We start from the raw sequence: 23,235 nt of genomic DNA, 5'->3' as shown, positions 1-23,235 counted from the left end.
TCTCGGGCCGCTGACGCTGGCCCGCACGCTCGACGCGCTCTGCGCGACCGAGACGCTGCCGCCCGTGCTCAATCTCGCCCAGCCCGGCGCGGTCGGCATGGACGAGATCCTCACCTGCGCGGGCGCGCGCTGGGGCTGGCGTGCCGCCCCGTCCACGGCCCTGCCGCGCACGCGGCTCGACACTTCGCGCCTTGCGGCATCGATCGGTGCCGTCGCGCCCGCCACCGCGCCGGGGCTGATGGCCGAGGCGCGCATGGCCGGCTGGACCCTCGCATGACCCGTTCCAAGCGTCTTTTCGATCTTGCCGTGTCGCTGCTGCTGCTGGCGCTGCTCTGGCCGGTGCTGCTGGTTCTGGTGCTGCTTTTGCTGGCCTTCGAGGGGCGGCCGATCTTCTACGTGGCCGAACGGATGCGCACGCCGCACGAGGCCTTCGGCCTGATCAAGCTGCGCACCATGCGCCCTGCCGCCTATGGCAGCCGCGCCACCGGGGTGACCGGCGGCGACAAGTCGGCCCGCATGTCGCGGCTGCATCGGCTGCTGCGGCGCAGCCGGGCCGACGAGCTGCCGCAGCTGTGGAACGTCATTCGTGGCGACATCAGCCTCGTCGGGCCGCGCCCGCCCCTGCGGGTCTATGTCGAGGCCTTTCCCGAGCTCTATACGCAGGTGCTGCGCTCGCGGCCGGGGATCACCGGGCTTGCCAGCCTGCGCTACCACGCGACCGAGGAGCGGCTGCTTGCGGCCTGCCGCTCGGCGGAGGAGACCGACGCGGTCTATCGGCGCCGCTGCGTGCCGCGCAAGGCCCGGCTCGACCTTGTGTACCAGCGTCACGTCACCCCGTGTTTCGACCTGTGGTTGCTTGCCCAGACAGCAAGAACCGTGCTGCCACAGCGGCGCAGCGCCCGGCCCGTGGGGCCGCCTCGGCGGGTTCCCGCCAAGGATGATTGATTTATGACGTCACGTCGGATAACTCTGTGAACGGTTTTTCTGAGATGCGAGCGGGAATGACGAAAGCGGTCGCACGGGACGGGACTGCGTGGGACGGCTTTTTCGATAAAGTGGGCAAGGCGATGGAAATGCTCGGCATCATCACGCGCCTGTCACGCGCCACCAAGCAATGGCTGATCCTGACGAACGACGTGCTGCTGGTGCCGGTGGCGATGCTGCTGGCGATGGCGCTGCAGCTCAACGCGTTTCCCGACAGCAGCCACATGATGCGCAACTGGCTGCTCATCCCGGTGCTCATGGCGGTCTGCGCCCTGGTCGAGATCGGCATGAACATCCACCGGGTGCAGCTCAAGGCCTATGAAAGCCGGGCCATCGCGCTGTCGGCGGCGCATGCGGCGATCCTCGGGCTTTCGGGTTGGCTGATCGAGCGGGCGGGCGGCGGCAACACGCCCGGTGCCACCTTCGTCACCTTCTCCATGGTCTATCTGCTGCTGGCGGTGAGCAGCCGGGCGGTGATGCTCAAGCTGGTGCTGAACGCCTATCGCCAGCAGCCCAAGCTGCGCGTGCTGGTCTACGGCGCCGGGCGCACGGGTCAGCAGCTCGTCGCCGCGCTGAGGACCGACGAGACGGTCCGCCCCGTGGCCTATATCGATGACAACAAGATGCTTCAGGGCGCGATCATGCAGGGGCTGCACGTGCATGCCCCCGCCGCGATCGCGCGGCTGGTGCGCACCAAGCGGATCGACCGGGTGCTTCTGGCCATGCCGTCGGTGCCGCGCGCCCGGCTGGCGCAGCTCTCGCGGCAGCTCGAGGACAAGGGGCTGGACGTGCAGACCCTGCCCTCCTTCGCGCAGCTGGCCGGCAATGGCGTGCCGCTCGTCGAGCAGCTGCGCCCGGTGGTACCGGGGCAGTTCCTCGGCCGTGCGCCGCTCGATGCCGAGCTGCCCGGCGGCTCGGAGACCTATCGCGGCCGCGCGGTGCTGATCTCGGGCGCGGGCGGCTCCATCGGCTCCGAGCTGTGCCGTCAGATCCTCGCCTGCCGTCCGCGGCGGCTGGTGCTGTTCGAGCTGTCCGAGCTTGCGCTCTACAAGCTCGACCAGGAGCTTTCGGCGCTGGCGCTCGACCTGCGGGTGGAGATCGTGCCGGTGCTGGGGTCGGTCTGCGACGCGCCGCTGGTGCGCCGGGTGCTGGCCGACCACGAGGTCGAAATCGTGCTGCACGCCGCCGCCTACAAGCACGTGCCGCTGGTCGAGCAGAATCCGGTGGCGGGCTTTGCCAACAACGTGCTGGGCACCCACACCCTCGCCCAGGCCGCCGGCGAGGCGGGGGTGGCGCGCTTCATCCTTATCTCGACCGACAAGGCGGTGCGCCCCAAGAACATGATGGGCGCCTCCAAGCGCATGGCCGAGCTTGTGGTGCAGGATCTCGCCAACCGCTCCAAGACGACGATCTACTCCATGGTCCGCTTCGGCAACGTGCTCGGCTCCTCGGGCTCGGTGATCCCGCTGTTTCACGATCAGATCTGCAAGGGCGGCCCCGTCACCCTGACCCACCGCGAGGTGACGCGCTACTTCATGACGATCCCCGAGGCCGCGCGCCTCGTGCTCGTCGCGGGCACCTTCGCCACCGGCGGAGACGTCTTCGTGCTCGACATGGGCGCGCCGGTGCAGATCTACGATCTTGCGCGGCAGATGATCGAATCCGCCGGTTACAAGGTGCGCGACGAGCAGAACCCCGAGGGCGACATCGAGATCCGGCTGACCGGGCTGCGGGCGGGCGAAAAGCTGCACGAGGAGCTGCTGATCGGCGAGAACCAGATCGGCACGCCGCACCCCAAGATCATGCTGGCGCGCGAGGCGCATCTGAGCGAGATCGAGGTCGCCGCCGGGATGAAGGCGCTGCGCGCGGCCGTGGCCGAGAGCGATGACGATGCGCTTCGCGCCGTGGTGGCCCGCTGGGTCGAAGGCGGCAGGGCGCTCATCGATCGCCCCGTCCCCCGGATCGAAAGCCGGGATCAGATCCCGGCCACCTGAGCCGTTTACGCGTCCTGCGTCTGCGCGGTGGCATAGCCCTGCGGGTTGGCCGATTGCCAATGCCACAGGTCGCGCGCCATCGCCTCGACCCCGTATTCGGCGCGCCAGCCCAGCGCCTGCGCCGCGCGGGTGCAATCGGCCTGCATCTCGGCGATGTCGCCGGCCCGGCGCGGCAGCACCTCGACCGGCAGCTCCCGGCCCACCGCCTTGGAGAAGGCCGCGTGCATCTGGCGCACGGAGTAGCCCTGCCCGGTGCCGATGTTGTAGGTCTCGGTCCCCTCGATCCCGCGGGCGCGATCGAGCGCCGCGACATGGGCGCGGGCGAGATCGACGACATGGATGTAGTCGCGCACGCCGGTGCCGTCGGGCGTGGGGTAATCATCGCCGAAGATCCGCAGTTTTGCCTGCCGCCCCGTCGCCACCTGCGCGAGGAAGGGCATCAGGTTGTTGGGAATGCCGGCCGGGTCCTCGCCGATGCGGCCCGAGGCATGGGCGCCCACGGGGTTGAAGTAGCGCAGCAGCATCGCCGCGGCCCCGGGGCGCGCCGCCGCCCAATCCGTGAGGATCTGCTCGGCGAAGCGCTTGGTATGGCCATAGACGCTGGTCGGCGCGAGCGGGTGCTCCTCCGTGTAGGGGAGGAACACCGGCTCGCCGTAGACCGTAGCCGAGGAAGAGAAGATGATCCGCCCGCAGCCCGCCGCCTCCATGGCGCGCAGCAGCGACAGCGTGCCCGAGACGTTGACGTCGTAATAGGCGACCGGCTTCTCGACGCTTTCTCCCACGGCCTTGAGCCCGGCGAAATGGATCACCGCCTCGGGGCGGAAGGCGTCGAAGACCCGCCCGAGCGCCGCGGTGTCGCGGATATCGGCCTCATGCGCCTCCAGCGCGCCGCGCGGCACCAGCTCACCGACCCGGCGCAACGCCTCGGGCGTGCCGTTGGAGTAATTGTCGACGCAGGCCACCTCGTGGCCACGCTCGAGAAGCTCCACGAGGGTATGGCTGCCGATGTAGCCCGCCCCGCCCGTCACCAGTACCCGCATTCCATGCCTCCAGATCGCTGCCCCGCGAGGCTATCCGACCGGGTCGCGCACCACCAGTGCCGCGATGCGGCAAAGCTCAGACGCCGCTGGCCGGAATGCCCGAACGCGCCACCGGGCGCGGCGCGGTCAGCACCTTCCACGAGGACAGCGCCCGGTTCACCGGCCCTTGCGGCGCGCGTGCGACGAATTCGCCGTGGCCCTCATGGGTGTCGAGCGCGCCGTCGCGCAAGGAGACATGGCCGCGGCTCAGCACGTAGCGTGGCAGGCCCTTCACCCGCTGGCCTTCGAAGACGTTGTAATCGATCGCCGAGGCCTGCGCGGCGGCGGTGATGGTCTTTTCCTTCTGCGGATCCCAGACGACGATGTCGGCATCCGCACCGACGAGGATCGCGCCCTTTCTCGGGTAGCAGCCGAGGATCTTGGCGACGTTGGTCGAGGTGACGGCGACGAATTCGTTCATCGTGAGCCGTCCCGTGCCGACGCCATGCGTCCACAACAGCGGCATCCGGTCCTCCAGCCCGCCGGTGCCATTCGGGATCTTGGTGAAATCGCCCACCCCGTTGCGCTTCTGCTCGGTGGTAAATGCGCAGTGATCGGTCGCCACGACCGAGAGCGTGCCGGAGGCCAGACCGGCCCAGAGGCTGTCCTGATGGCGCTTGTCGCGAAACGGCGGGCTCATCACCCGGCGCGCGGCGTGGTCCCAGTCGGGGTGGGCGTATTCGCTCTCGTCGAGAATGAGGTGCTGGATCAACGGCTCGCCCCAGACCCGCTTGCCCTGCATCTTGGCCCGCCGGATCGCCTCATGCGCCTCCTCGCAGGAGGTGTGGACCACATAGAGCGGCACGCCTGCCATGTCGGCGATCATGATGGCGCGGTTGGTGGCCTCGCCCTCGACCGATGAGGGCCGCGAATAGGCATGCGCCTCGGGGCCGGTGTTGCCCTGGGCCAGAAGCCGCGCCTGAAGCTCGGCCACCACGTCGCCGTTCTCGGCATGCACCATCGGGATCGCGCCCAGCTCGGCGCAGCGCGAGAAGGAGGCGAAGAGCTCGTCGTCATTCACCATCAGCGCGCCCTTGTAGGCCATGAAATGCTTGAAGCTGGTGATGCCGTGATCGCGCACCACCGTCTCCATTTCGTCGAAGACCTGCCGGTCCCACCAGGTGATCGCCATGTGGTAGGAATAGTCGCAGGCCGCCTGCCCCGACTTGTTGTGCCATGTCTTGAGCGCATCGAGCAGGCTCTGGCCGGGGCTGGGCAGCGCGAAATCGACGACCATGGTCGTGCCGCCGGCGATGGCGGCGCGGGTGCCCGAGGCGAAGTCGTCGGTCGAATGGGTGCCCATGAAGGGCATCTCCAGATGGGTGTGCGGGTCGATCCCGCCGGGCATCACGTAGCAGCCCGTGGCGTCGAGCACCTCGTCGCCGGTCAGGCCGCGGCCGATCGCGGTGATCCGGCCCCCTTCGATCAGCAGATCCGCCTCGTAGGTGAGATCCGCCGTGACGATCGTGCCGTTCCTGATGACCGTGGAGCCCATGCCGTTTCCCTCTGTGTCAGGCCCGGCCCCGCCTGCGGGGGCCGTGGCGCGTCCCGAGGCTCAAAGGCGCCCCGGCTCGAAAGGGTCGGCGGACGGTCGGGGGGCGGCGGCGCGGGTTCGGCCGGCATCGCCCCCTTTGGGCCCTCGGATCAGCTGGCCGGGCGCGGCCCCACGGTGCCGTCGTCGTTCTCGCACAGGGGCGCACCGGCGGAATCGCGCACCGGGTAGCCGCTCAGCGGCTCGGTGCGTTCGATCGAAAACAGGTAGCAGCCGTCGCCGTTCTGGAACACCGCCGAGGGCGGGGTGCCGGGCAGCAGCGCGTCGAGCACCACGGCGGGAGCCGAGACGTTCTCCTGCGGAGCGGAGGCGACCACCGCTTCCGGGCCCGGCGCGGGTGCTGCGGGTGCCGGGGTCGGCGCGGCGCTGGCAATCGGGGCGGAGGCCACGGGGGCCGGGGTCGAGAGACGCGCCGAGGGCTCCGGCGCGGGCGTCGGCGCAGGCGCGGGAGCCGGTGCAGGAAAGACAGGGGCCGGCTGTTCGACCGCGACGGTGGTCAGCTCCTCGCAGGCGGCCAGCAGGGGCAGCAGCGCCAGCACGGGCAGCATTCGGGTCATTCTGGGCATCGGACTCTCCTGAAACTTCGACTTCCCGATCCAGAGAGGCCGGAAGGGGGGCAGGTCAAGCCTGCCGTCACGCCTGGGGCCCCTCACCGGACCACCTCCGCCGCCTCGATGACCGCGTGCAGCAGCACATCCGCGCCCTTCGCCGCCCAATCGGGCGTGATCTCCTCGGCCTCGTTGTGGCTCAGCCCATCCTTGCACGGGCACATGACCATCGCCGTGGGGGCGATGCCCGCGATCCAGCAGGCGTCGTGCCCCGCGCCCGAGACGATGTCGCGATGCGCGTGGCCCAGCCGCTCGGCGGCGGCGCGGACCATGCCCACGCAACCGGGATCGAAGGTCACCGGCTCGAAATGCCCCGTGGGCTCGATCTCGAGCCCCAGCCCCAGTTCCTCCGCGATCCGCTTCGCCTCGGCCTCGACCTCGGCGCGCATGGCGGCGAGCTTGGCTGCGTCGGGCGAGCGGATGTCGACGGTGAACACCGCCCGGCCGGGGATCACGTTGCGCGAATTGGGCCAGACATTCGCCTGCCCCACCGCGCCCACCGCTTCGGGCTGGTGCGCCATGGCGATGCGGTGCACGGCCTCGGTGATCCGCGCCATGCCGAGCCCGGCGTTGACGCGCATGTGCATCGGGGTGGAGCCGGTATGGCTCTCCTTGCCGGTGAGCCGGACCTCCAGCCACCACAGACCCTGCCCATGGGTCACCACGCCGATCTCCTTGTCTTCGGCCTCAAGGATCGGCCCCTGCTCGATATGCAATTCGAAAAGGGCGTGTATCTTGCGTGCACCGACCTCTTCCTCGCCCTTCCATCCGATCCGCTCCAGCTCGTCGCCAAAGCGCTTTCCCTCCGCATCCTCGCGCGCATAGGCCCAGTCGAGCCTATGCCGCCCTGCAAAGACGCCCGAGGCCATCATCGCCGGGGCAAAGCGCGTGCCCTCCTCGTTGGTCCAATTGACCACCACGATCGGGCGGCGCGTCGTCACCTCCAGATCGTCGAGGGTGCGGATCACCTCGAGCCCGGCCAGCACGCCGAGCACGCCGTCGTATTTTCCGCCCGTGGGCTGGGTGTCGAGATGGCTGCCCACATAGACCGGCAGCGCCTCGGGGTCGCTGCCCTCGCGGCGGGCGAACATCGAGCCCATCGCGTCCACGCCCATCGAAAGCCCGGAGTCGGCGCACCATTTGGCGAAAAGCGCGCGGCCTTCGGCATCGGCGTCGGTCAGGGTCTGGCGGTTGTTCCCGCCCGCCACGCCGGGGCCGATCTTGGCCATTTCCATCAGGCTGTCCCAAAGCCGCGCGCCGTCGATCCTGAAGTTCTCGCCGGGTGCGGACATGGGGCGTCTCCTGCAGATCGGGGCGGCGCATCGATTTGACCGCCCGGTAAAATTCACGCTATCAAAGCGCCGTCACCAGTCAAGCACGGGCTGCGCCCGGGGGCCAGGGACCGGCGACGAGGGAGCGCGACGCGGCTGTCGCGGCGCGCCGCCCCACCGATCAGGACCGGCAGATGAACGACACCCCTCCGCAGACCCGCATCCAGGCGCGCAACCGCGCGGTGATCCTCGACGCGGCGCTCGAGGTTTTCGCCGCGCGCGGGTTTCGCGGCGCGACGCTCGACCGCATCGCGCAGGTGGCGGGGCTCTCCAAGCCCAACCTGCTCTACTACTTCCGCTCCAAGGAGGCGCTGCATCTCGCGATTCTCGAAAACCTGATGGAGCTGTGGCTGGCGCCGCTGCGGGCGCTCGACCCCGAGGGCGAGCCGCGCACACAGATCATGGGCTACGTGCGCCGCAAGCTCGAGATGAGCCGCGACCACGCGCGCGAAAGCCGCCTCTTCGCCAACGAGATCCTGCAAGGCGCGCCGCGCGCCCGGCCGGTGCTCGAAGGCACGCTCAAGGCGCTGGTCGACGAAAAGGCGGAGTTGATCGCGAAATGGGCAGATGAGGGACGAATCGCCCCGGTCGATCCGCACCATCTGATCTTCTCGATCTGGGCGCTGACCCAGCACTACGCCGATTTCGAGGTGCAGTTGCACGCGATCATGGGCGAGACCGACCCCTTTCCCGCCGCCGAGGCCTGGCTCGAGCGCGTGTTCGGCGCGGTGCTCGACCCCGCCGCCCCCCCGGCAGACCGGACCTAGGCTCCCGGGGTCTACTCCGCAGCCTGCGCCATCGGGTTGTTGGGGTGGGTGGTCCAGTCGGCATGATCGGGCGACACCACGCGGCCGGTGCGCGGATCGACGCGGCCCGCCTCCATCGGCACCATCTCGATGCAGTTCTCGACCGGGCAGACATCGACGCACAGGTTGCAGGCGACGCATTCGGCGTCGATCACCTCGAACACCCGGTCGGGCGTCATCGCGATCGCCTGATGGCTGGTGTCTTCGCAGGCGGCATAGCAGCGCCCGCACTTGATGCAGAGATCCTGGTCGATCCGCGCCTTGGCGACGTAGTTGAGATTGAGGTTCTTCCAATCGGTGACGTTGGGCACGGCCTTTCCGACGAAATCAGCGGTGGAGCGGTAGCCCTTTTCGTCCATCCAGTCCGACAGCCCGGCGCAGAGCTCCTCGACGATGCGAAAGCCGTAGGTCATCGCGGCGGTGCAGACCTGCACGTTGCCCGCGCCGAGCACCATGAACTCCGCCGCGTCGCGCCAGGTGGTGATGCCGCCGATGCCCGAGATGGGCATCCCCCGCGTCGCCTCGGCCCGCGCGATCTCGGAGACCATCGACAGCGCGATCGGCTTCACCGCGGGGCCGCAATAGCCGCCGTGGCTGCCCTTGCCGTCGATCGTGGGCTCGGGCGCCATCCGGTCGAGATCGACCGCGGTGATCGAATTGATGGTGTTGATCAGGCTCACCGCATCGGCGCCGCCGCGCCGCGCGGCCTCGGCCGGCTTGCGGATGTCGGTGATGTTGGGGGTGAGCTTCACGATGACGGGGCGGTCGTAATACTGCTTGCACCAGCGCGCGACCATCTCGATGTATTCGGGCACCTGCCCCACCGCCGAGCCCATGCCGCGCTCGCTCATGCCATGCGGGCAGCCGAAGTTCAGCTCGATCCCGTCGGCGTTGGTCTCGGCCACGCGCGGCAGGATCGCCTTCCACGCCGCCTCTTCGCAGGGCACCATGATCGAGGCGATCAGGGCGCGATCGGGATAGTCGGCCTTCACCCGCGCCATCTCCTCGAGATTGGTCTCGAGGTCGCGGTCGGTGATCAGCTCGATGTTGTTGAGGCCGAGCACCCGCCGGTCGGCCCCGTGCACCACGCCGTAGCGCGGGCCGTTGACGTTGACGACCGGGGGCCCCTCGGCCCCCAGCGTCTTCCAGACCACCCCGCCCCAGCCGGCCTCGAAGGCGCGGCGGACGTTGTATTCCTTGTCCGTCGGCGGCGCGGAGGCAAGCCAGAACGGGTTGGGGCTCTCGATGCCCAGGAACCGGGTGGTCAGGTCGGCCATCTCATCATCCTTTCGGTGGGGTGGCGTGCATCACGATGGTGTTGCCCTCGCTGTCGCGGAACATCGCGAAGCGCTCGGTGTCGCTCCAGGGCAGCTCGGTGGGATTCGACACGAAATGCACCCCCTGCTCCTTCAGCCGTGCCGCCTCGGCATCGACATCGGGGCATTCGAGATAGAGCGCGGGCACCTCTTCGGAGAAGCTGACCTCGTGGCGCCGGGCGAACTGGATCTTAGTCTGCGTGTCCGGCAGCTTCATCATGATCATGCGCCAGTCGTCGTCGAGCTCGGCGTCGAGCGCGACCTCCATGCCGATCTTTTCGCGGTAGAAGGTCAGCGCGCGATCCTGGTCGTCGACCGGAATCGGTAGAATGAAGATGCCCGTGAATGCCATTTGTTTAGCCCGTCAGTGTGCTGTGAATGTCCTCGGCGGCATCCCGACCCTGCGCCACGGCCGTGACGGTCAGGTCGTCGCCGCCCGCTGCACAGTCTCCCCCGGCCCAGACCTTGTCCATGGTGGTGCGGCCGCTACCCTGCGTCACAACTTTTCCCTGTACGGTTTTCAACCCGCTCGCGTCGCCCAATCGCTGCCCCACGGCGCGAAACATCTGGTCGGCCGGCAGGGTGAAGCGCTCACCGGTGGCTAAGAGCCCGCCCGGCCCCTCGGCCATCCGCTCGAACACCACCGCCGATAGCCGCCCCTCTCCCTCGACCGCCACGGGCGCCGCCTCGAAGATCAGCCGCACGCCGCGCCGCGCTGCGAGATCCTGCTCGAAACCGCTGGCGCCCATCTTGCTGCGCGACCGCCGATAGACCAGCGTCACGCTTTCGGCGCCCAGCCCCTTGGCCTGCACCGCACAATCGATCGCCGTCATGCCGCCGCCGATCACCACCACGTCGCGGCCGATCGGCAAGCTCGCCAAGTCATCGGCCTGCCGCAGCGCCGAGATGAAGGTCACGGCGTCATGCATCCCCTCGACCTCGGGCCCCTCGAGACCCAGCGCGTTGACGTCCCCCAGGCCGATGCCGAGAAAGACGGCGTCGTAGTCCTCGCGCAGCGCGTCGAGCGTCACCTCGCGCCCGAGCCATTGGCCGTGCCGCAGCTCGATGCCGCCGATCCCCATGATCCATGCCGCCTCGCGCGCCGCGAAGTCGTCGACCGACTTGTAGGCGGCGATGCCGTATTCGTTGAGCCCGCCGGGCTTGGGCGCACCCTCGTGGATCACGACGTCATGCCCGTGCCTTGCCAGCCGATGCGCGCAAGCAAGCCCCGCCGGCCCCGCACCGACCACCGCCACGCGCTTGCCGGTGCGGGGCGCGCGGGTGAAGGGATGTCCCTGCCGTGCCATCAGGCTGTCGGTGGCGTGGCGTTGCAGCAGGCCGATCTCGACCGGCTTGCCCTCGGCCGCCTCGCGCACGCAGGCCCCCTCGCACAAGACCTCGGTCGGGCAGACCCGGGCGCACATGCCGCCCAGTATGTTGGCCTCGAAGATCTCGCGCGCCGCCGTCTCGGGGCGACCGCCCTGGATCTCGCGGATGAAGAGCGGGATGTCGATCTCGGTCGGGCAGGCCGTCACGCAGGGCGCATCGTGGCAGAAGTAGCAGCGATCGGCGGCGACCCGTGCCTCATGCGCGCTCAGCGGCGGATGCAGATCGGCGAAATTCTCCGCGAGGGCGTCGGCGCTCAGGCGTCCGGCAATGGGGCCGGGCTGGCCGGTCTGTGGCTGGGCAGGCATGAGACGTCCCCCGTGGCGGCATTCCGTTGGACCGAGCCTGACACGGTTTCTTTTTTTCCCAAACGGTAAATTTTGAGCGCCGCGTGAATCCTGTTTTCCTTGACCGCCACGACCGCGCGGGCAGAGTGGGCGCGACACCTGCCAGCGAGGGCCCCCATGGACGATCTGATGCACAACGACCCCGCCCGCGTCATCGAGGCCGACCGCGCCCATGTCTGGCACCACATGATCCAGCACCGCGCGCTGGAGACGACCGATCCGCGCATCATCGTCGAGGGGCGCGGGATGCGGGTGTGGGACATCACCGGCCGCGAGCATCTGGATGCCGTCTCGGGCGGCGTCTGGACCGTCAACGTCGGCTACGGGCGGGAGCGCATCGCCGACGCGGTGCGCGATCAGCTGGTGAAGATGTGCTATTTCGCGGGCGCGCAGGGCACCGTGCCCGGCGCCCGCTTTGCCGAGACGTTGATCGCCAAGATGCCGGGGCTGTCGCGGGTCTATTTCGCCAATTCCGGCTCGGAGGCCAATGAGAAGGCCTTCAAGATGGTGCGCCAGATCGCCCATAAGCATCACGGCGGTCGCAAGTCCAAGATCCTCTACCGCGAGCGCGACTACCACGGCACCACCATCGCCTGCCTCTCGGCGGGCGGGCAGATGGAGCGCAACGCGCAATACGGCCCCTTCGTGCCGGAGTTCGTGATGGTGCCGCATTGCCTGGAGTACCGGGCGCAGGACGGGCTCGCGGGCGAGGACTACGGCGTCCGGGCCGCGGAGGCGATCGAGGAGGTGATCCTGCGCGAGGGCCCCGACACGGTGGGCGCGCTCTGCCTCGAGCCGATCACCGCCGGCGGCGGCATCATCCTGCCGCCCGAGGGGTATTGGGAGAAGGTGCAGGAGATCTGCCGGAAATACGACATCCTGCTGCATATCGACGAGGTGGTCTGCGGCATGGGGCGCACCGGCACCTGGTTCGGCTACCAGCAGTTCGGCGTGAAGCCCGATATCGTCACCATGGCCAAGGGCGTGGCCTCGGGCTACGCCGCGATCTCCTGCTGCGTCACCACCGAAGCCGTGTTCGAGAAATTCAAGGACGCCTCCGATCCGATGGCGCATTTCCGCGACATCTCGACCTTCGGCGGCTGCGCCTCGGGCCCTGTCGCCGCGCTCGAGAACCTCGCCATCCTCGAAGAGGAGAACCTGCTCGACAACTCCACCCGCATGGGCGCCTACCTGCAGGAGGGGCTGCGCGGCCTGATGGAGAAGCACGCGCTGATCGGCGATGTGCGCGGCAAGGGGCTTTTCGCGGGGGCCGAGCTGGTAGCCGACCGCGGCACGCGCGCGCCTGCCGCCGAGGCGCTGGTGCAGGCTGTGGTCGCCGACTGCCTCAAGCAGGGCGTGATCATCGGCGCGACCAACCGCTCGGTGCCGGGCTTCAACAACGTGTTGCTGTTCGCGCCCGCACTGATCGCGGGCAAGGCGGAGATCGACGAGATCCTCGCCGCGGTCGACGGCGCGCTGGGCCGGGTCGCCGGTTGAGCCGCGCTTGACCGACTCGCCATGATGGCGGTCTCCTGAAGCCCCGATCCGCCGGGCGCATCACAAGGAGACCCGCCATGCCGCGCTTTCTCGTGCATATCCACACCGGCCCCGCCGATCCCAACAAGGCGACACTGGGCTGCCTCGTCGCCCTCACCGCCGCGCGCAAGGGCCACGAGGTGACCGTGTTCTTCGCGGGCGACGGGGTGCATCTGCTGGCCGCCGATCATGCCGGGCTCGAAGGGGCGGGCACGGGGCGTCTCGGCGATCACCTGACCGGGCTGGCCGAGGCGGGCGCGCGGTTTCGCGTCTCGGGCATGTCGGCCAAGGCACGGGGCTATGACGACGGGCTGCTCGAAGCCCACCCGGCCGAGTTCGCCATGCCCGAGGTGCTTGTCGATCTCGCCCATGCGGCCGACACCGTGCTGAGCTACTGATCCCGATATGTGAAACCGCTGTCCGGAATGTGGTCCGCCCCCTTGTGTCCGGCGCCGCCGTGGTGACACTCTGCCCTCACCGCGAAACAGCAGCGAGAGAGCCAGATGACGGGCGCAGAAGCGATACATCCCGACCTCAAGGAGGCCTCGGTCTTCGTGACGGGCGGCGCGAGCGGCATCGGCGCCGCGCTGGTCGAGGGCTTCCTGCGCCAGGGCGCGCGCGTGGCCTTCTTCGACAAGGCCGATGCGAGCGAGACGGTGGAGGCGATGGAGGCGCGCACCGGCAACCGCCCGCTCGTCATCCAGGGCGACGTGACCGACACGCCCGCGCTGATGGCCGCGATCGACACCGCCGCCACCACCCATGGCCCGGTCACGGTGCTGGTCTCCAATGCCGCGAACGACACGCGCTTCGATGCGCAGGATCTGACCGAGGCCGAGTGGGACGCCTGTCTGGACTTGAACCTCAAGCCCTATTTCTTCGCCGCGCAGAAGGTCGCGCCGATGATGGAGGCGGCGGGCGGCGGCGCGATCATCAACATGTCCTCGGGCAGCTACCTGATGGGCGTGCCGCGCCTTGCGCCCTATGTCGCCTCCAACGCCGCGATCATGGGGCTGACCCGCAGCCTCGCGCGCGAATGGGGCGGCCGCGACATCCGCATCAATGCCGTGGCGCCGGGCTGGGTAATGACCGAGCGGCAAAAAGAACTCTGGGCCACGCCCGAGGCGCAGGAGCGGCACCGCGCGCAGCAATGCCTGCCCGAGCTGATGCAGGCCGAGGATCTCGTCGGCGGCGTGCTGTTTCTCGCCTCGCGGGCCTCGCGCATGGTCACTAGCCAGATGCTGGTGATCGACGCGGGCGTGAGCATGACAGGATGAGCCGCCCCGACTGGATCGCGCTCGACTGGGGCACGACGCATCTGCGCGCCTGGGCGATGAGCGCCTCTGGCACGGTGCTGGACGAGCGCGTCTCCGACCGCGGCATGGGCCGGCTCGACCCGGACGAGTTCGAACCCGTGCTGCGCGAGGCCTGCGCCGACTGGCTCGGCGAGGGCGGCGTGCCGATGATCGCCTGCGGCATGGTCGGCGCGCGTCAGGGCTGGGCCGAGGCGGCCTATGCGCCCGTCCCCTGCCCGCCGCTTTCGCCCGCGCTCACCGCCGTGCCGGGTCGGCTCGACGCCTGGATCATCCCCGGCCTGTCGCAATCGGACCCGGCCGACGTGATGCGCGGCGAGGAGACGCAGATCGCGGGCTTCCTCGCGCTCAACCCCGGCTGGGACGGGGTGCTGTGCCTGCCCGGCAGCCATTCCAAATGGGCGCATGTCAGCGCCGGCGAGGTGGTGAGCTTTCGCAGCTTCATGACCGGGGAGCTGTTCGCGGCGCTCTCGGCCCATACCGTGCTGCGCCATTCGATCCCCGCCGAGGGCTGGGACGAGGCGGCGTTCGATGCGGGCGTGGCTGAGACGTTGTCGCGCCCCGAGCGGCTGGCCGCGGCGCTCTTCACCATCCGCGCCGCCGACATCCTGCACGGGCAGGACGGCGCGCAGGCCCGCTCGCGGCTCTCGGGCCTTCTGATCGGGGCGGAACTGGCGGCGGCCAAGCCCTACTGGCTCGGCCAGCAGATCGGCGTGATCGGCGCAGGCGGCCTCGCCTCGCTCTATGTCCGGGCGCTGGGCGCGCAGGGCGCGCCCGCCACCCAAGCCAACGCCACCGCCGCCACGCTGGCGGGGCTCACCGCCGCATGGAAGAAAAGGACGCAAGCATGACCCGACCGCTGATCGCCATTCTGCGCGGCATCACCCCCGAGGAGGCCGTCGCCGCCGCCCATGCGCTGATCGAGGCGGGCATTACCGTGATCGAGGTGCCGCTCAATTCGCCCCGCCCCTTCGAAAGCATCCGCGCCATGGCCGAGGCCTGCGGCGCGCGCGCGCTGATCGGCGCGGGCACGGTGATGACGCCCACGCAGGTCGAGGAGCTGCGTACAGCGGGCGGCAGGCTCGCGGTTTCGCCCAATATGGACACGGAGGTGATCCGCGCCACCATCGCCGCCGGGATGGAAAGCTGGCCCGGCGTGATGACCCCGACCGAGGGCTTTGCCGCGCTGGCCGCGGGCGCCACCGGGCTCAAGCTCTTTCCGGCCAGCCTGATCGGCCCCGATGGTCTCAAGGCGATGCGCGCGGTCTACCCCAGGGAAGCCCGTATCTACGCCGTGGGCGGCGCGGGGGCGTCGAACTTTGGCGAATGGATCGCCGCCGGGGCGGACGGCTTCGGGCTGGGCACCGCGCTCTACACGCCGGGGCTGTCCACCGAGGAGATTGCGGCACGCGCGCGAGAGATCGTCGCCGTCTATGACGAGGCCGTGGCATGACCGAGCTATCCCGTTTCGAAGTCTTCGACGACACCTCCTGCGTGCTGGGCGAAGGGGCGCTGTGGCACCCCGAGCGCGAGCAGCTCTTCTGGTTCGACATCTTGGGGCGGCGGCTGCACACGCCGGGTCAGCACTGGCTGTTCGAGGACATGCCCTCCTGCGCGGGCTGGATCGACCGCGACACGCTCATGGTCGCCACCAACAAGGCGCTGCTCCGGTTCGAGATCGAAACCGGGCGGCAGGAGGTGATCTGCGATTTCGACAGCGACAACCCCGTCACCCGCTCCAACGACGGGCGGGCCGATCCGCATGGCGGCTTCTACGTCTCCACCATGGGCATCGACGGAGAGGTGAACGCAGGCGCGCTTTACCGCTACTACCGGGGCGAGCTGCGGCAGATCCGCCCGGGCATGACCATCCCCAACGCCATCTGCTTTCCACCCGAAGGCGGCTTTTTCCACTACTCCGACACGCCGACCGGCATGATCATGCGCCAGCGCACGGATGGGGACGGCTGGCCCGTGGGCGAGGCGGAGGTCTTCGTCGACCTCAAGCGCTCGGGCCACAACCCCGACGGCGCGGTGGTCGACGCCGAAGGCACGCTGTGGAGCGCGCAATGGGGCAGTTCCCGGCTCGCAGGCTATGATCGCGAGGGGCGCGAGATCGGCGTTCACCCCTGCCCCACCGCGCCGCAGGTCACCTGCCCGGCCTTCGGGGGAGATGACATGAAGACGCTCTACCTGACCTCGGCCACCGCCGGGCTGGAGGAAACCGATATCGCCAGGGCCCCGGATTCGGGCCGCACCTTCGTCACCCGCGCCGTGGCGCCGGGGCAGAGGGAACACCGGGTGATCCTGTGATCCGCTTCGGCACCGACACGTCGGGCCGCGACGTGCATCGCCTGCCGCTCTCGGGGCACGGGCTTTCGGTCGATCTGCTGACGCGCGGCTCGATCCTGCACGCGGTGCGGCTCGACGGTGTGGAGCGCAACCTGACGCTCGGCTCGGACGCGCTTTCCGACTATGACGGGGCGATGAGGTATTTCGGCGCCATCGTCGGTCCCGTCGCCAACCGCATCGCAGGCGCGCGCGCCACCATCGACGGCGCGGAATACCGTTTCAGCGCCAACCACCACCGCGCGCTTCTCCATTCGGGCAGGCACGGCACGCAGTTCAAGATCTGGGATGTGGTCGAGGCGTCCGCCGATGCCGCCACGCTCGCCGTCGATCTGCCCGATGGCAGCGACGGCTTTCCCGGCAATCGCCGGATCGAAGCGCGCTGGTCGCTCCATGCGCCCGCGACGCTACGGTTGGAGCTGAGCGCCACCACAGACGAGCCGACCCTGATGAACCCGGTCAATCACAGCTACTGGAACCTGGCCGGCGCACCGACGATCCAAGGGCACCTGTTGCGCGTCGCCGCCGAGCACTGGCTGCCCACCGACGACGAATCGCTGCCCACCGGCGAGATCGCGCCCAGCGCCGGGAGCGCGCATGACTTTCGCGCGCCGCGCCCCCTCGCGCCCGGCCAGCCGCCGCTCGACCACAACTTCTGCCTGTCGCTGGAGGATGCGGCACTGCGCGAGGTGTTGGAGCTGACCGGCGGCGGGATCTCGCTGCGCGTGGCCACCACCGCGCCGGGGCTGCAGGTCTACGACGGACGCGACACCGACAAGGCCGGTCTTGCCGCCCATGCGGGCCTCGCGATCGAGGCGCAGCGCTGGCCCGACGCGCCGCATCACCCGGCCTTTCCGAGCTTTCGCCTCGCGCCGGGCGAGACGTTCCGGCAGGTCACCGAATGGCGCTTCGCCGCCAGCTGACAGGCTTGGCATCCCGCCTGAGGGCATGGATCGAGCCAAAGCCCTCTACAGCCGATTGACAAACCCGATTGTTTTAATCAGCTTTGCCTTGACCGCATGCCAGCCCGACCGGGGTCAGCCGCGCCACCCGCGACCGAGGAGTTTGCCATGACGCCCATGACCGCCCTGCCCAACCCCGTTCGGGCCGAAGAGGCCGATCTGCCCGTGTACGACGCCCGCGCCCTGACCGCGGACGGCATCCGCGCCCGCATCACCCTCGACGGGCAGAGCTACGTTCTGCGCATCACCCGCGCGGGCAAGCTGATCCTGACCAAGTAGATGCCCAAGCTGCCCTCCCCCTGCATCGGCGTGTGCAAGTTCAGGCGCGGCGATCACTGCATCGGCTGCTCGATGACCCGCGAGCAGAAGGCGCTGTCGAAGCTGGCCAAGAAAGGCAAGGCGCGGCGGGCCTTCGTGACGCTGGTGATGGCGCAGCAGGCGGTGATGGGCGGCTACCGGCATTGGGACGCGGCTTATGCAAAACGCTGCGCGAAAAAGGGCGTGGAGCCGCCGGAGCCCGTGAAAGCAGCCTGACCTTTGGGACGGGTGCCGTCGCGACGCCCTAGGCAGATCAATGTTATCTGTTAGACATTCCGGGTCCACCTTCATGGCCGGAGCCCGACCGATGACCACAGCCGCGCTGCCAGACCAGCCCGAAAGCCTTTCGAACCACCCCCGCAACCTCGGCACCCCGCTCGACGCGGCGATGTTCGAGGGCCGCGCCGTCAACCGTTCGGCCGCCGAGCGCCGCGCCGCGACGCTGACCACCCGCCGTTCGGTCAAGAAGACCTACCAGGCCGCATGGTTGGTCAACGCGATCCGCTGCATCGACCTGACGACGCTGGCGGGCGACGACACCGAAGGCCGGGTGCAAAGGCTCTGCGCCAAGGCGCGCCAACCGCTTGCGCCGCGCATCGTCGAGGGGCTGGGCCTCTCCGAGATGGGCCTCACCACCGGCGCGGTCTGCGTCTATCCGACCATGGTACCGCATGCCGTGAAGGCGCTGCGCGGCACGGGCATTCCCGTGGCCTCGGTTGCCACCGGCTTTCCGGCAGGGCTCATGCCGCTGCACCTGCGGCTTGAGGAGATCCGCTGGACCGTCGATCAGGGCGCCGACGAGATCGACATCGTCATCACCCGCGAGCATGTGCTCAAGCGCGACTGGGCCGCACTCTACGACGAGGTGGCGGCGATGCGCGAGGCCTGCGGCAAGGCGCATCTCAAGGCGATCCTCGCCACCGGCGACATCGCGACGCTGCGCAACGTCTATGCCGCCTCGATGGTGGCGATGCAGGCGGGCGCGGACTTCATCAAGACCTCGACCGGCAAGGAGGGCGTGAACGCCACCCTGCCCGTCTCGCTCACCATGGTGCGGGCGCTGCGCGATTACGGCGACGCCACCGGCCACCGCGTCGGCTTCAAGCCCGCGGGCGGCATGAAATCCGCCAAGGACTCGCTCGCTTGGCAGTATTTGATGAAGGAAGAGTTGGGCAACGACTGGCTCCAGCCCGACCTGTTCCGGCTCGGGGCCTCTTCGATGCTGGGCGATATCGAACGTCAGTTGGAGCACCACGTCACCGGGCGCTACGCCGCCGCCCATCGTCATTCGCTGGCCTGAGGGAGAGCGCGTCATGAACACGATCACGGACATTCTCGCGACCATGGATTACGGCACCGCCCCCGAGGACAGCGCCATCGTGCGCGACTGGCTCAAGAAGCACGAGACCGGCTTCGGCCATTTCGTCGACGGCGCCTTCACCGCGCCGGGTGAGCTGTTCGAGGTGCGCGCCCCCGCGTCGGGCGAGCTGCTGGCCTCGGTCACCCAAGGCAGCGAGGACGACGTCGACACCGCCGTGCGCGCCGCCCGCGCAGCCCAGCCCGGATGGGCATCGCTGTCGGGCCACGAGCGGGCCAAGTATCTCTACGCCATCGCCCGCCACGTGCAGCAACACGCGCGCTTTCTGGCCGTGCTGGAAAGCCTCGACAACGGCAAGCCGATCCGCGAAAGCCGCGACGCCGACGTGCCGCTCGTCGCGCGCCACTTCTACCACCATGCCGGCTGGGCCGAGATCATGGAGGACGAGCTTCCGGGCACAGCACCACATGGCGTCTGCGGCCAGATCATCCCGTGGAACTTCCCGCTTTTGATGCTGGCATGGAAGGTCGCCCCGGCCCTCGCCGCCGGTAATACCGTGGTGCTGAAGCCCGCCGAATACACGCCGCTCACGGCACTCGCCTTTGCCGAGATCGCGGCCGAGGTCGGCCTGCCCAAGGGCGTGCTCAACATCGTCACCGGCGACGGGCGCACGGGCGCCGCGATCGTCGCGCATGAGGGCCTCGACAAGATCGCCTTTACCGGCTCGACCGAGGTGGGTCGCCGCATCCGCCGCGAAACCGCAGGCACGGGCAAGTCGCTGACGCTCGAGCTCGGCGGCAAGTCGCCCTTCGTGGTTTTCGCCGACGCCGATCTCGATGCCGCGGTCGAAGGCGTGGTGGATGCGATCTGGTTCAACGCGGGCCAGGTCTGCTGCGCCGGTGCACGCGTGCTGGTGGCCGAGAGCGTGGCCAAGCGCTTCGAGGATCTCTTGGAGAAGCGGATGCGTCAGCTGCGCGTCGGCGACCCGCTCGACAAGAACACCGACATGGGCGCGATCGTCCACCCGATGCAGCTCGAACGCATCAAGGGGCTCATCGAGAAGGGCGTCTCCGAAGGCGCGGAGCTGGTGCAGGGCACGGCCCCCGAGGGCTGCTTCTTTCCGCCGACCATTGCAATGAAGGTGGAGCCCGCCTCGACCCTGGCGACCGAGGAGATCTTCGGCCCCGTCGCGACCGTGACCACCTTCCGCACCCCAGAGGACGCGGTGGCTCTGGCCAACAACACCCGCTACGGCCTCGCCGCCTCGATCTGGTCGGAGAACGTCAATCTCTGCCTCGACATCGCGGCGCAGGTGAAGGCGGGCGTGGTCTGGATCAACTGCACCAATGTGTTCGACGCGGGCGCCGGTTTCGGCGGCTACCGCGAGAGCGGCTTTGGCCGCGAGGGCGGGCGCGAGGGCATGATGGCCTATCTCGCCCATCCCAAGCCCAAGGCCCGCAAACCCGAGGCCGCGCCCTCGGCCCCCGTGGGCCAGCCCGGCGAAGCGCTGCCCGGCGCGGGCGCACGGATCGACCGCACTGCCAAGTTCTACATCGGCGGCAAGCAGGCGCGGCCCGACTCGGGCTATTCCTACGCGGTCTCCGGCCCGAACGGCCCGGTGGGCCTCGCGGGTCTTGGCAACCGCAAGGACATCCGCAACGCGGTCGAGGCGGCGCACAAGGCCAAAGGCTGGGGCAAGGCGACGGGTCACAACCGCGCGCAGGTGCTCTACTACCTGGCCGAGAACCTTTCGGCGCGCGCGGGTGAGTTCGCCGAGCGCCTGACCTCCTTCGGCGCCTCGAAGACGGCGGCGCAGGCCGAGGTCGAGACCGCGATCCGCCGCACCTTCTGGTACGCGGCGCAGGCGGACAAGTTCGACGGCGCGGTGCACCAGACCAAGAGCGCGCATGTGACGCTGGCCATGCACGAGCCGCTGGGCGTGATGGGCATCGCCTGCCCGACCGCGCAGCCGCTTCTGGGCTTCGTCAGCCTCGTGCTGCCCGCGATCGCCATGGGCAACGCGGTGATCGCCCTGCCGAGCCAGACGCACCCGCTGGCCGCGACCGATCTCTACCAGGTGTTCGACACCTCCGACCTGCCGGGCGGCGTGGTCAACATCGTGGCGGGCGAGCGCGACGCGCTGGCCAAGACCTTGGCCGAGCACGACGACGTGGCGGGAATCTGGTATTTCGGCACCAAGGACGGCGGTCGGATGATCGAGAAGGCCTCGGCTGGCAACCTCAAGCAGTCCTGGGTCGAGGACGGGGCCGCGCGCGACTGGCTGTCGAAGGACGGCCAGGGTCGCGGCTTCCTGCACCGCGCCACGCAGATCAAGAACATCTGGGTGCCCTACGGCGAGTGATCCTCGGGGGGCTCCGGCTTCGCATCCTCACCGCGCCCGGCCTCAGGCCGGGCGTCTTCGTTTCCGCCCAGACGGCCCAGAAACTTGCCGCCGACGAGCTTCGCCCCCTGCCACAGGCCCCGCCCCGAGCGCGCGATCTGCGTGTCGCCCGCGCGGGCATGACGCGCCGCCGCGAGCCGCAGGCGGTTGCGCTGCACCAGCAGGGCCTCGCTCACCGCGCCGGAAAGCGCGCTGCGCACCGCGTCGAGGTTCCAGTCGGGCTCCTGCGCGCTTACCGGGCGCGGGCGCAGGCCGCCCATGTCCTGCGCGATGGCATCCATCGCCACACCGATCCGGTCGCGCACCTCCGTGGGCATCTGGTGCTCGGGATAGGGCCATTCGGCGGCCAGCCGGTCCACCGCCGTCGCCACCGTCAGAAGAGGTGGGCGTCGGCGATCGGGATGCTCGGTGAACCACGCTTCGAACGCCTCGCGCAGCGCCACATCCGCCGCCCGGCCGGGCCGGTTGGCGCGCAGCACCCATAGCACCATGTCGCTTTGCGTCATCTCGTCGAGCAGCTGCCGCTGCCGCGCCTCGCTGCCGTCGAGGCCCTGGCTGTCCAGCAGCAGGCAATCGGTGCCGTCGATCGCCGCCTCGTAGGCCATGATGCCTTCGGTGGTGGCGGCCATGTCGGTCTCGGTGCGATCCTCGCCCAGAAGCGCGTTGATCAGCGTCGATTTCCCGGCGCTGACCTGCCCCAGCACCAGCACCCGAAGCGGCGCGTCGGGCTGCGCGAGGCGCGCGCGGTCGGCCCGGGTCTCCTCAAGCTGGAACTGCAACAGCTCCGCATCCGAAAACCGCAGCCGCCCGGAATAAAGCTCCACCGCCGCATGGGCCACCTCCTCCAGCAGCACCGCCTGCAACACGCCCATCATCTGCGTGCCGAGATAAGCGGTGTTGCCGCCCGCCATCAGCCATTCCACCTCGCGCATCACGCCCTTGGCCGGGTTGAGCGCGAAGCGCAGCACCCGGTGCCCGGCGAAGGCCGCGTCCATGGCGAGCTGCGCCCGCCCCCTGTGCTTCCAGATCCAGTGGATCGTGTGCAGCGAGATCCGGTCCGAGAAGGGCACGTGGCGGCGCAGGTGATCGCGGTAGCGCGAGGCGGCGCGCTCGGTCAGCAAGAGCGCCTCGGGCAGCGTGAAATCGAGCGCCTTGCGGTCCTCCTGCCCCATGCCCTTGGCGACGTCGTCGATCACCGAGAGCGCCAGATCGGGCAGATCGGTCCAGGCCACGGATTCGGCCGTCTCGCGCTCGATCCTCCGGCGCGCGGCGCGAAAGGTCTCGCGTTCGGTCTCGGTCCAGACGGGATCGGATTCGACCTTCATCTCGCCCATCAGCACCGAGGGTGCCTGCCCGCCGCCCGGACGGCGCCGGGCGAACCAGCGCATCGCAAAGGCCAGCGCCGCGACGCCGATCGACACGCCCAAGTAAGGGAGGAGCCAATCGTGCTCGGTCAGCCAAAGAAAGCCGAGCAGGAAGGGCACGAGAAAGGGCAGCGCCAGCGAGAGGGCGATCAGCAGCCTGTCCCAGCGCAGCAGCGCGCCGCGCAGCCGGGCCAGCGGACGCGGCTTCACCGGCGCTCCGCCCGGCGCAGCGCGTCGCGGTAGAGCGCGCGCAGCTCGGCCTCGGAGACAG

General features: G+C 69.4%; 22 protein-coding genes and 1 pseudogene. 15 read left to right on the top strand and 8 right to left on the bottom strand.

Annotation, left to right across the window (positions count from 1 at the left end; translation table 11 throughout):
• From NHG85_RS15940 to NHG85_RS15930, 3 genes and pseudogenes are all read left to right on the top strand, one after another.
• Positions 1-277, top strand: a pseudogene (locus NHG85_RS15940) (NAD-dependent epimerase/dehydratase family protein); the annotation flags it as partial.
• A complete protein-coding gene (locus NHG85_RS15935) occupies positions 274-945 on the top strand; it encodes a sugar transferase (protein WP_253334147.1) in 672 nt (223 codons plus the stop codon). The pseudogene NHG85_RS15940 and the gene NHG85_RS15935, both read left to right, overlap by 4 nt.
• 128 nt (positions 946-1,073) lie before the next feature.
• Positions 1,074-2,978 (top strand): polysaccharide biosynthesis protein, encoded by a 1,905-nt coding sequence (locus NHG85_RS15930; protein ID WP_370363041.1) that lies wholly within the window; start codon positions 1,074-1,076, stop codon positions 2,976-2,978.
• A gap of 5 nt (positions 2,979-2,983) precedes the next feature.
• Here NHG85_RS15930 and galE read toward each other — a convergent pair whose 3' ends face one another.
• The 4 genes from galE to NHG85_RS15910 form a co-directional block, all read right to left on the bottom strand.
• A complete protein-coding gene (gene galE, locus NHG85_RS15925; RefSeq protein WP_253334130.1) occupies positions 2,984-4,018 on the bottom strand; it encodes a UDP-glucose 4-epimerase GalE in 1,035 nt (344 codons plus the stop codon).
• Positions 4,019-4,094: 76 nt separating this feature from the next.
• Positions 4,095-5,552: a dihydropyrimidinase gene (gene hydA, locus NHG85_RS15920; protein WP_253334122.1), complete on the bottom strand. Its 1,458-nt coding sequence runs from the start codon at positions 5,550-5,552 to the stop codon at positions 4,095-4,097.
• 149 nt (positions 5,553-5,701) lie between these two features.
• On the bottom strand, positions 5,702-6,175 hold the full coding sequence (locus NHG85_RS15915) for a hypothetical protein (RefSeq protein WP_253334120.1): 474 nt from the start codon (positions 6,173-6,175) through the stop codon (positions 5,702-5,704).
• 83 nt (positions 6,176-6,258) lie between these two features.
• Positions 6,259-7,509, bottom strand: coding sequence for a Zn-dependent hydrolase (locus NHG85_RS15910; RefSeq protein WP_253334118.1), 1,251 nt, complete (start codon positions 7,507-7,509; stop codon positions 6,259-6,261).
• A gap of 173 nt (positions 7,510-7,682) precedes the next feature.
• Here NHG85_RS15910 and NHG85_RS15905 point away from each other — a divergent pair, with 173 nt between their 5' ends.
• The gene (locus tag NHG85_RS15905) at positions 7,683-8,315 is read left to right on the top strand and encodes a TetR family transcriptional regulator C-terminal domain-containing protein (protein WP_253334116.1); all 633 of its coding nucleotides are present in this window, start codon (positions 7,683-7,685) and stop codon (positions 8,313-8,315) included.
• A gap of 11 nt (positions 8,316-8,326) precedes the next feature.
• On the opposite strand, the gene preA is transcribed toward NHG85_RS15905, so the two are convergent.
• Genes preA through NHG85_RS15890 form a run of 3 tightly spaced genes read right to left on the bottom strand, consistent with a single transcriptional unit; the run spans position 8,327 to position 11,364 of the window.
• Positions 8,327-9,631, bottom strand: a complete 1,305-nt coding sequence (preA, locus tag NHG85_RS15900; protein ID WP_253334114.1) for an NAD-dependent dihydropyrimidine dehydrogenase subunit PreA — start codon at positions 9,629-9,631, stop codon at positions 8,327-8,329.
• 4 nt (positions 9,632-9,635) lie between these two features.
• Positions 9,636-10,022 carry a VOC family protein gene (locus NHG85_RS15895; RefSeq protein WP_253334112.1) on the bottom strand — a complete coding sequence of 129 codons (387 nt, stop codon included), beginning with the start codon at positions 10,020-10,022 and terminating at the stop codon, positions 9,636-9,638.
• Between the two features lie 4 nt (positions 10,023-10,026).
• Positions 10,027-11,364 carry an NAD(P)-dependent oxidoreductase gene (locus NHG85_RS15890; RefSeq protein ID WP_253334105.1) on the bottom strand — a complete coding sequence of 446 codons (1,338 nt, stop codon included), beginning with the start codon at positions 11,362-11,364 and terminating at the stop codon, positions 10,027-10,029.
• Positions 11,365-11,520: 156 nt separating this feature from the next.
• Here NHG85_RS15890 and NHG85_RS15885 point away from each other — a divergent pair, with 156 nt between their 5' ends.
• The 11 genes from NHG85_RS15885 to NHG85_RS15835 all read left to right on the top strand — a co-directional run bounded on the left by NHG85_RS15885 (position 11,521) and on the right by NHG85_RS15835 (position 21,561).
• A complete protein-coding gene (locus tag NHG85_RS15885; RefSeq protein WP_253334098.1) occupies positions 11,521-12,900 on the top strand; it encodes an aminotransferase family protein in 1,380 nt (459 codons plus the stop codon).
• A gap of 77 nt (positions 12,901-12,977) precedes the next feature.
• Positions 12,978-13,337 carry a DsrE family protein gene (locus tag NHG85_RS15880; RefSeq protein WP_253334096.1) on the top strand — a complete coding sequence of 120 codons (360 nt, stop codon included), beginning with the start codon at positions 12,978-12,980 and terminating at the stop codon, positions 13,335-13,337.
• Between the two features lie 105 nt (positions 13,338-13,442).
• Positions 13,443-14,216: an SDR family NAD(P)-dependent oxidoreductase gene (locus NHG85_RS15875; RefSeq protein WP_253334094.1), complete on the top strand. Its 774-nt coding sequence runs from the start codon at positions 13,443-13,445 to the stop codon at positions 14,214-14,216.
• Complete coding sequence (locus NHG85_RS15870; RefSeq protein ID WP_253334092.1) at positions 14,213-15,103, top strand: 2-dehydro-3-deoxygalactonokinase; 891 nt, start codon at positions 14,213-14,215, stop codon at positions 15,101-15,103. The genes NHG85_RS15875 and NHG85_RS15870 overlap by 4 nt, the downstream gene beginning before the upstream one ends.
• On the top strand, positions 15,100-15,705 hold the full coding sequence (locus NHG85_RS15865; RefSeq protein ID WP_253334090.1) for a 2-dehydro-3-deoxy-6-phosphogalactonate aldolase: 606 nt from the start codon (positions 15,100-15,102) through the stop codon (positions 15,703-15,705). The genes NHG85_RS15870 and NHG85_RS15865 overlap by 4 nt, the downstream gene beginning before the upstream one ends.
• Complete coding sequence (locus NHG85_RS15860) at positions 15,702-16,565, top strand: SMP-30/gluconolactonase/LRE family protein (RefSeq protein WP_253334088.1); 864 nt, start codon at positions 15,702-15,704, stop codon at positions 16,563-16,565. Before NHG85_RS15865 ends, NHG85_RS15860 begins: the two co-directional genes overlap by 4 nt.
• Positions 16,562-17,524 carry an aldose epimerase family protein gene (locus NHG85_RS15855; RefSeq protein ID WP_253334086.1) on the top strand — a complete coding sequence of 321 codons (963 nt, stop codon included), beginning with the start codon at positions 16,562-16,564 and terminating at the stop codon, positions 17,522-17,524. Before NHG85_RS15860 ends, NHG85_RS15855 begins: the two co-directional genes overlap by 4 nt.
• Before the next feature lie 156 nt (positions 17,525-17,680).
• Positions 17,681-17,842, top strand: a complete 162-nt coding sequence (gene hemP, locus NHG85_RS15850; RefSeq protein ID WP_253334149.1) for a hemin uptake protein HemP — start codon at positions 17,681-17,683, stop codon at positions 17,840-17,842.
• Positions 17,843-18,097, top strand: a complete 255-nt coding sequence (locus tag NHG85_RS15845) for a DUF1289 domain-containing protein (RefSeq protein WP_253334084.1) — start codon at positions 17,843-17,845, stop codon at positions 18,095-18,097.
• Between the two features lie 91 nt (positions 18,098-18,188).
• Entirely contained in the window at positions 18,189-19,181 is a 993-nt protein-coding gene (gene deoC, locus NHG85_RS15840) for a deoxyribose-phosphate aldolase (RefSeq protein WP_253334082.1), read from the top strand.
• Positions 19,182-19,194: 13 nt separating this feature from the next.
• The gene (locus tag NHG85_RS15835; RefSeq protein ID WP_253334080.1) at positions 19,195-21,561 is read left to right on the top strand and encodes an aldehyde dehydrogenase family protein; all 2,367 of its coding nucleotides are present in this window, start codon (positions 19,195-19,197) and stop codon (positions 21,559-21,561) included.
• On the opposite strand, the gene NHG85_RS19890 is transcribed toward NHG85_RS15835, so the two are convergent.
• Positions 21,549-23,174, bottom strand: a complete 1,626-nt coding sequence (locus NHG85_RS19890) for a GTPase family protein (protein ID WP_370363039.1) — start codon at positions 23,172-23,174, stop codon at positions 21,549-21,551. The genes NHG85_RS15835 and NHG85_RS19890 overlap by 13 nt on opposite strands.
• Positions 23,175-23,235: the final 61 nt, after the last annotated feature.

It is taken from the genome of Limimaricola litoreus (genome assembly GCF_024159025.1).
In the GTDB taxonomy this organism is placed as follows: domain Bacteria; phylum Pseudomonadota; class Alphaproteobacteria; order Rhodobacterales; family Rhodobacteraceae; genus Limimaricola; species Limimaricola litoreus.
Note: the sequence above shows the minus strand (reverse complement) of the source record. Positions and strands in the feature narration are given on the sequence as shown.

Bases quoted from the DNA above. Each gene is read 5' to 3' on its own strand.
- NHG85_RS15835 (WP_253334080.1), top strand. From the start codon at position 19,195: ATGAACACGATCACGGACATTCTCGCGACCATGGATTACGGCACCGCC.
- NHG85_RS15860 (WP_253334088.1), top strand. From the start codon at position 15,702: ATGACCGAGCTATCCCGTTTCGAAGTCTTCGACGACACCTCCTGCGTG.
- hydA (WP_253334122.1), bottom strand. From the start codon at position 5,552: ATGGGCTCCACGGTCATCAGGAACGGCACGATCGTCACGGCGGATCTC.
- NHG85_RS15885 (WP_253334098.1), top strand. From the start codon at position 11,521: ATGGACGATCTGATGCACAACGACCCCGCCCGCGTCATCGAGGCCGAC.
- NHG85_RS15915 (WP_253334120.1), bottom strand. From the start codon at position 6,175: ATGCCCAGAATGACCCGAATGCTGCCCGTGCTGGCGCTGCTGCCCCTG.
- NHG85_RS15910 (WP_253334118.1), bottom strand. From the start codon at position 7,509: ATGTCCGCACCCGGCGAGAACTTCAGGATCGACGGCGCGCGGCTTTGG.
- NHG85_RS15895 (WP_253334112.1), bottom strand. From the start codon at position 10,022: ATGGCATTCACGGGCATCTTCATTCTACCGATTCCGGTCGACGACCAG.
- NHG85_RS15880 (WP_253334096.1), top strand. From the start codon at position 12,978: ATGCCGCGCTTTCTCGTGCATATCCACACCGGCCCCGCCGATCCCAAC.
- NHG85_RS15930 (WP_370363041.1), top strand. From the start codon at position 1,074: ATGCTCGGCATCATCACGCGCCTGTCACGCGCCACCAAGCAATGGCTG.
- NHG85_RS15875 (WP_253334094.1), top strand. From the start codon at position 13,443: ATGACGGGCGCAGAAGCGATACATCCCGACCTCAAGGAGGCCTCGGTC.
- NHG85_RS15865 (WP_253334090.1), top strand. From the start codon at position 15,100: ATGACCCGACCGCTGATCGCCATTCTGCGCGGCATCACCCCCGAGGAG.
- NHG85_RS15845 (WP_253334084.1), top strand. From the start codon at position 17,843: ATGCCCAAGCTGCCCTCCCCCTGCATCGGCGTGTGCAAGTTCAGGCGC.
- galE (WP_253334130.1), bottom strand. From the start codon at position 4,018: ATGCGGGTACTGGTGACGGGCGGGGCGGGCTACATCGGCAGCCATACC.
- NHG85_RS15890 (WP_253334105.1), bottom strand. From the start codon at position 11,364: ATGCCTGCCCAGCCACAGACCGGCCAGCCCGGCCCCATTGCCGGACGC.
- hemP (WP_253334149.1), top strand. From the start codon at position 17,681: ATGACCGCCCTGCCCAACCCCGTTCGGGCCGAAGAGGCCGATCTGCCC.
- deoC (WP_253334082.1), top strand. From the start codon at position 18,189: ATGACCACAGCCGCGCTGCCAGACCAGCCCGAAAGCCTTTCGAACCAC.
- NHG85_RS15870 (WP_253334092.1), top strand. From the start codon at position 14,213: ATGAGCCGCCCCGACTGGATCGCGCTCGACTGGGGCACGACGCATCTG.
- preA (WP_253334114.1), bottom strand. From the start codon at position 9,631: ATGGCCGACCTGACCACCCGGTTCCTGGGCATCGAGAGCCCCAACCCG.
- NHG85_RS15905 (WP_253334116.1), top strand. From the start codon at position 7,683: ATGAACGACACCCCTCCGCAGACCCGCATCCAGGCGCGCAACCGCGCG.
- NHG85_RS15935 (WP_253334147.1), top strand. From the start codon at position 274: ATGACCCGTTCCAAGCGTCTTTTCGATCTTGCCGTGTCGCTGCTGCTG.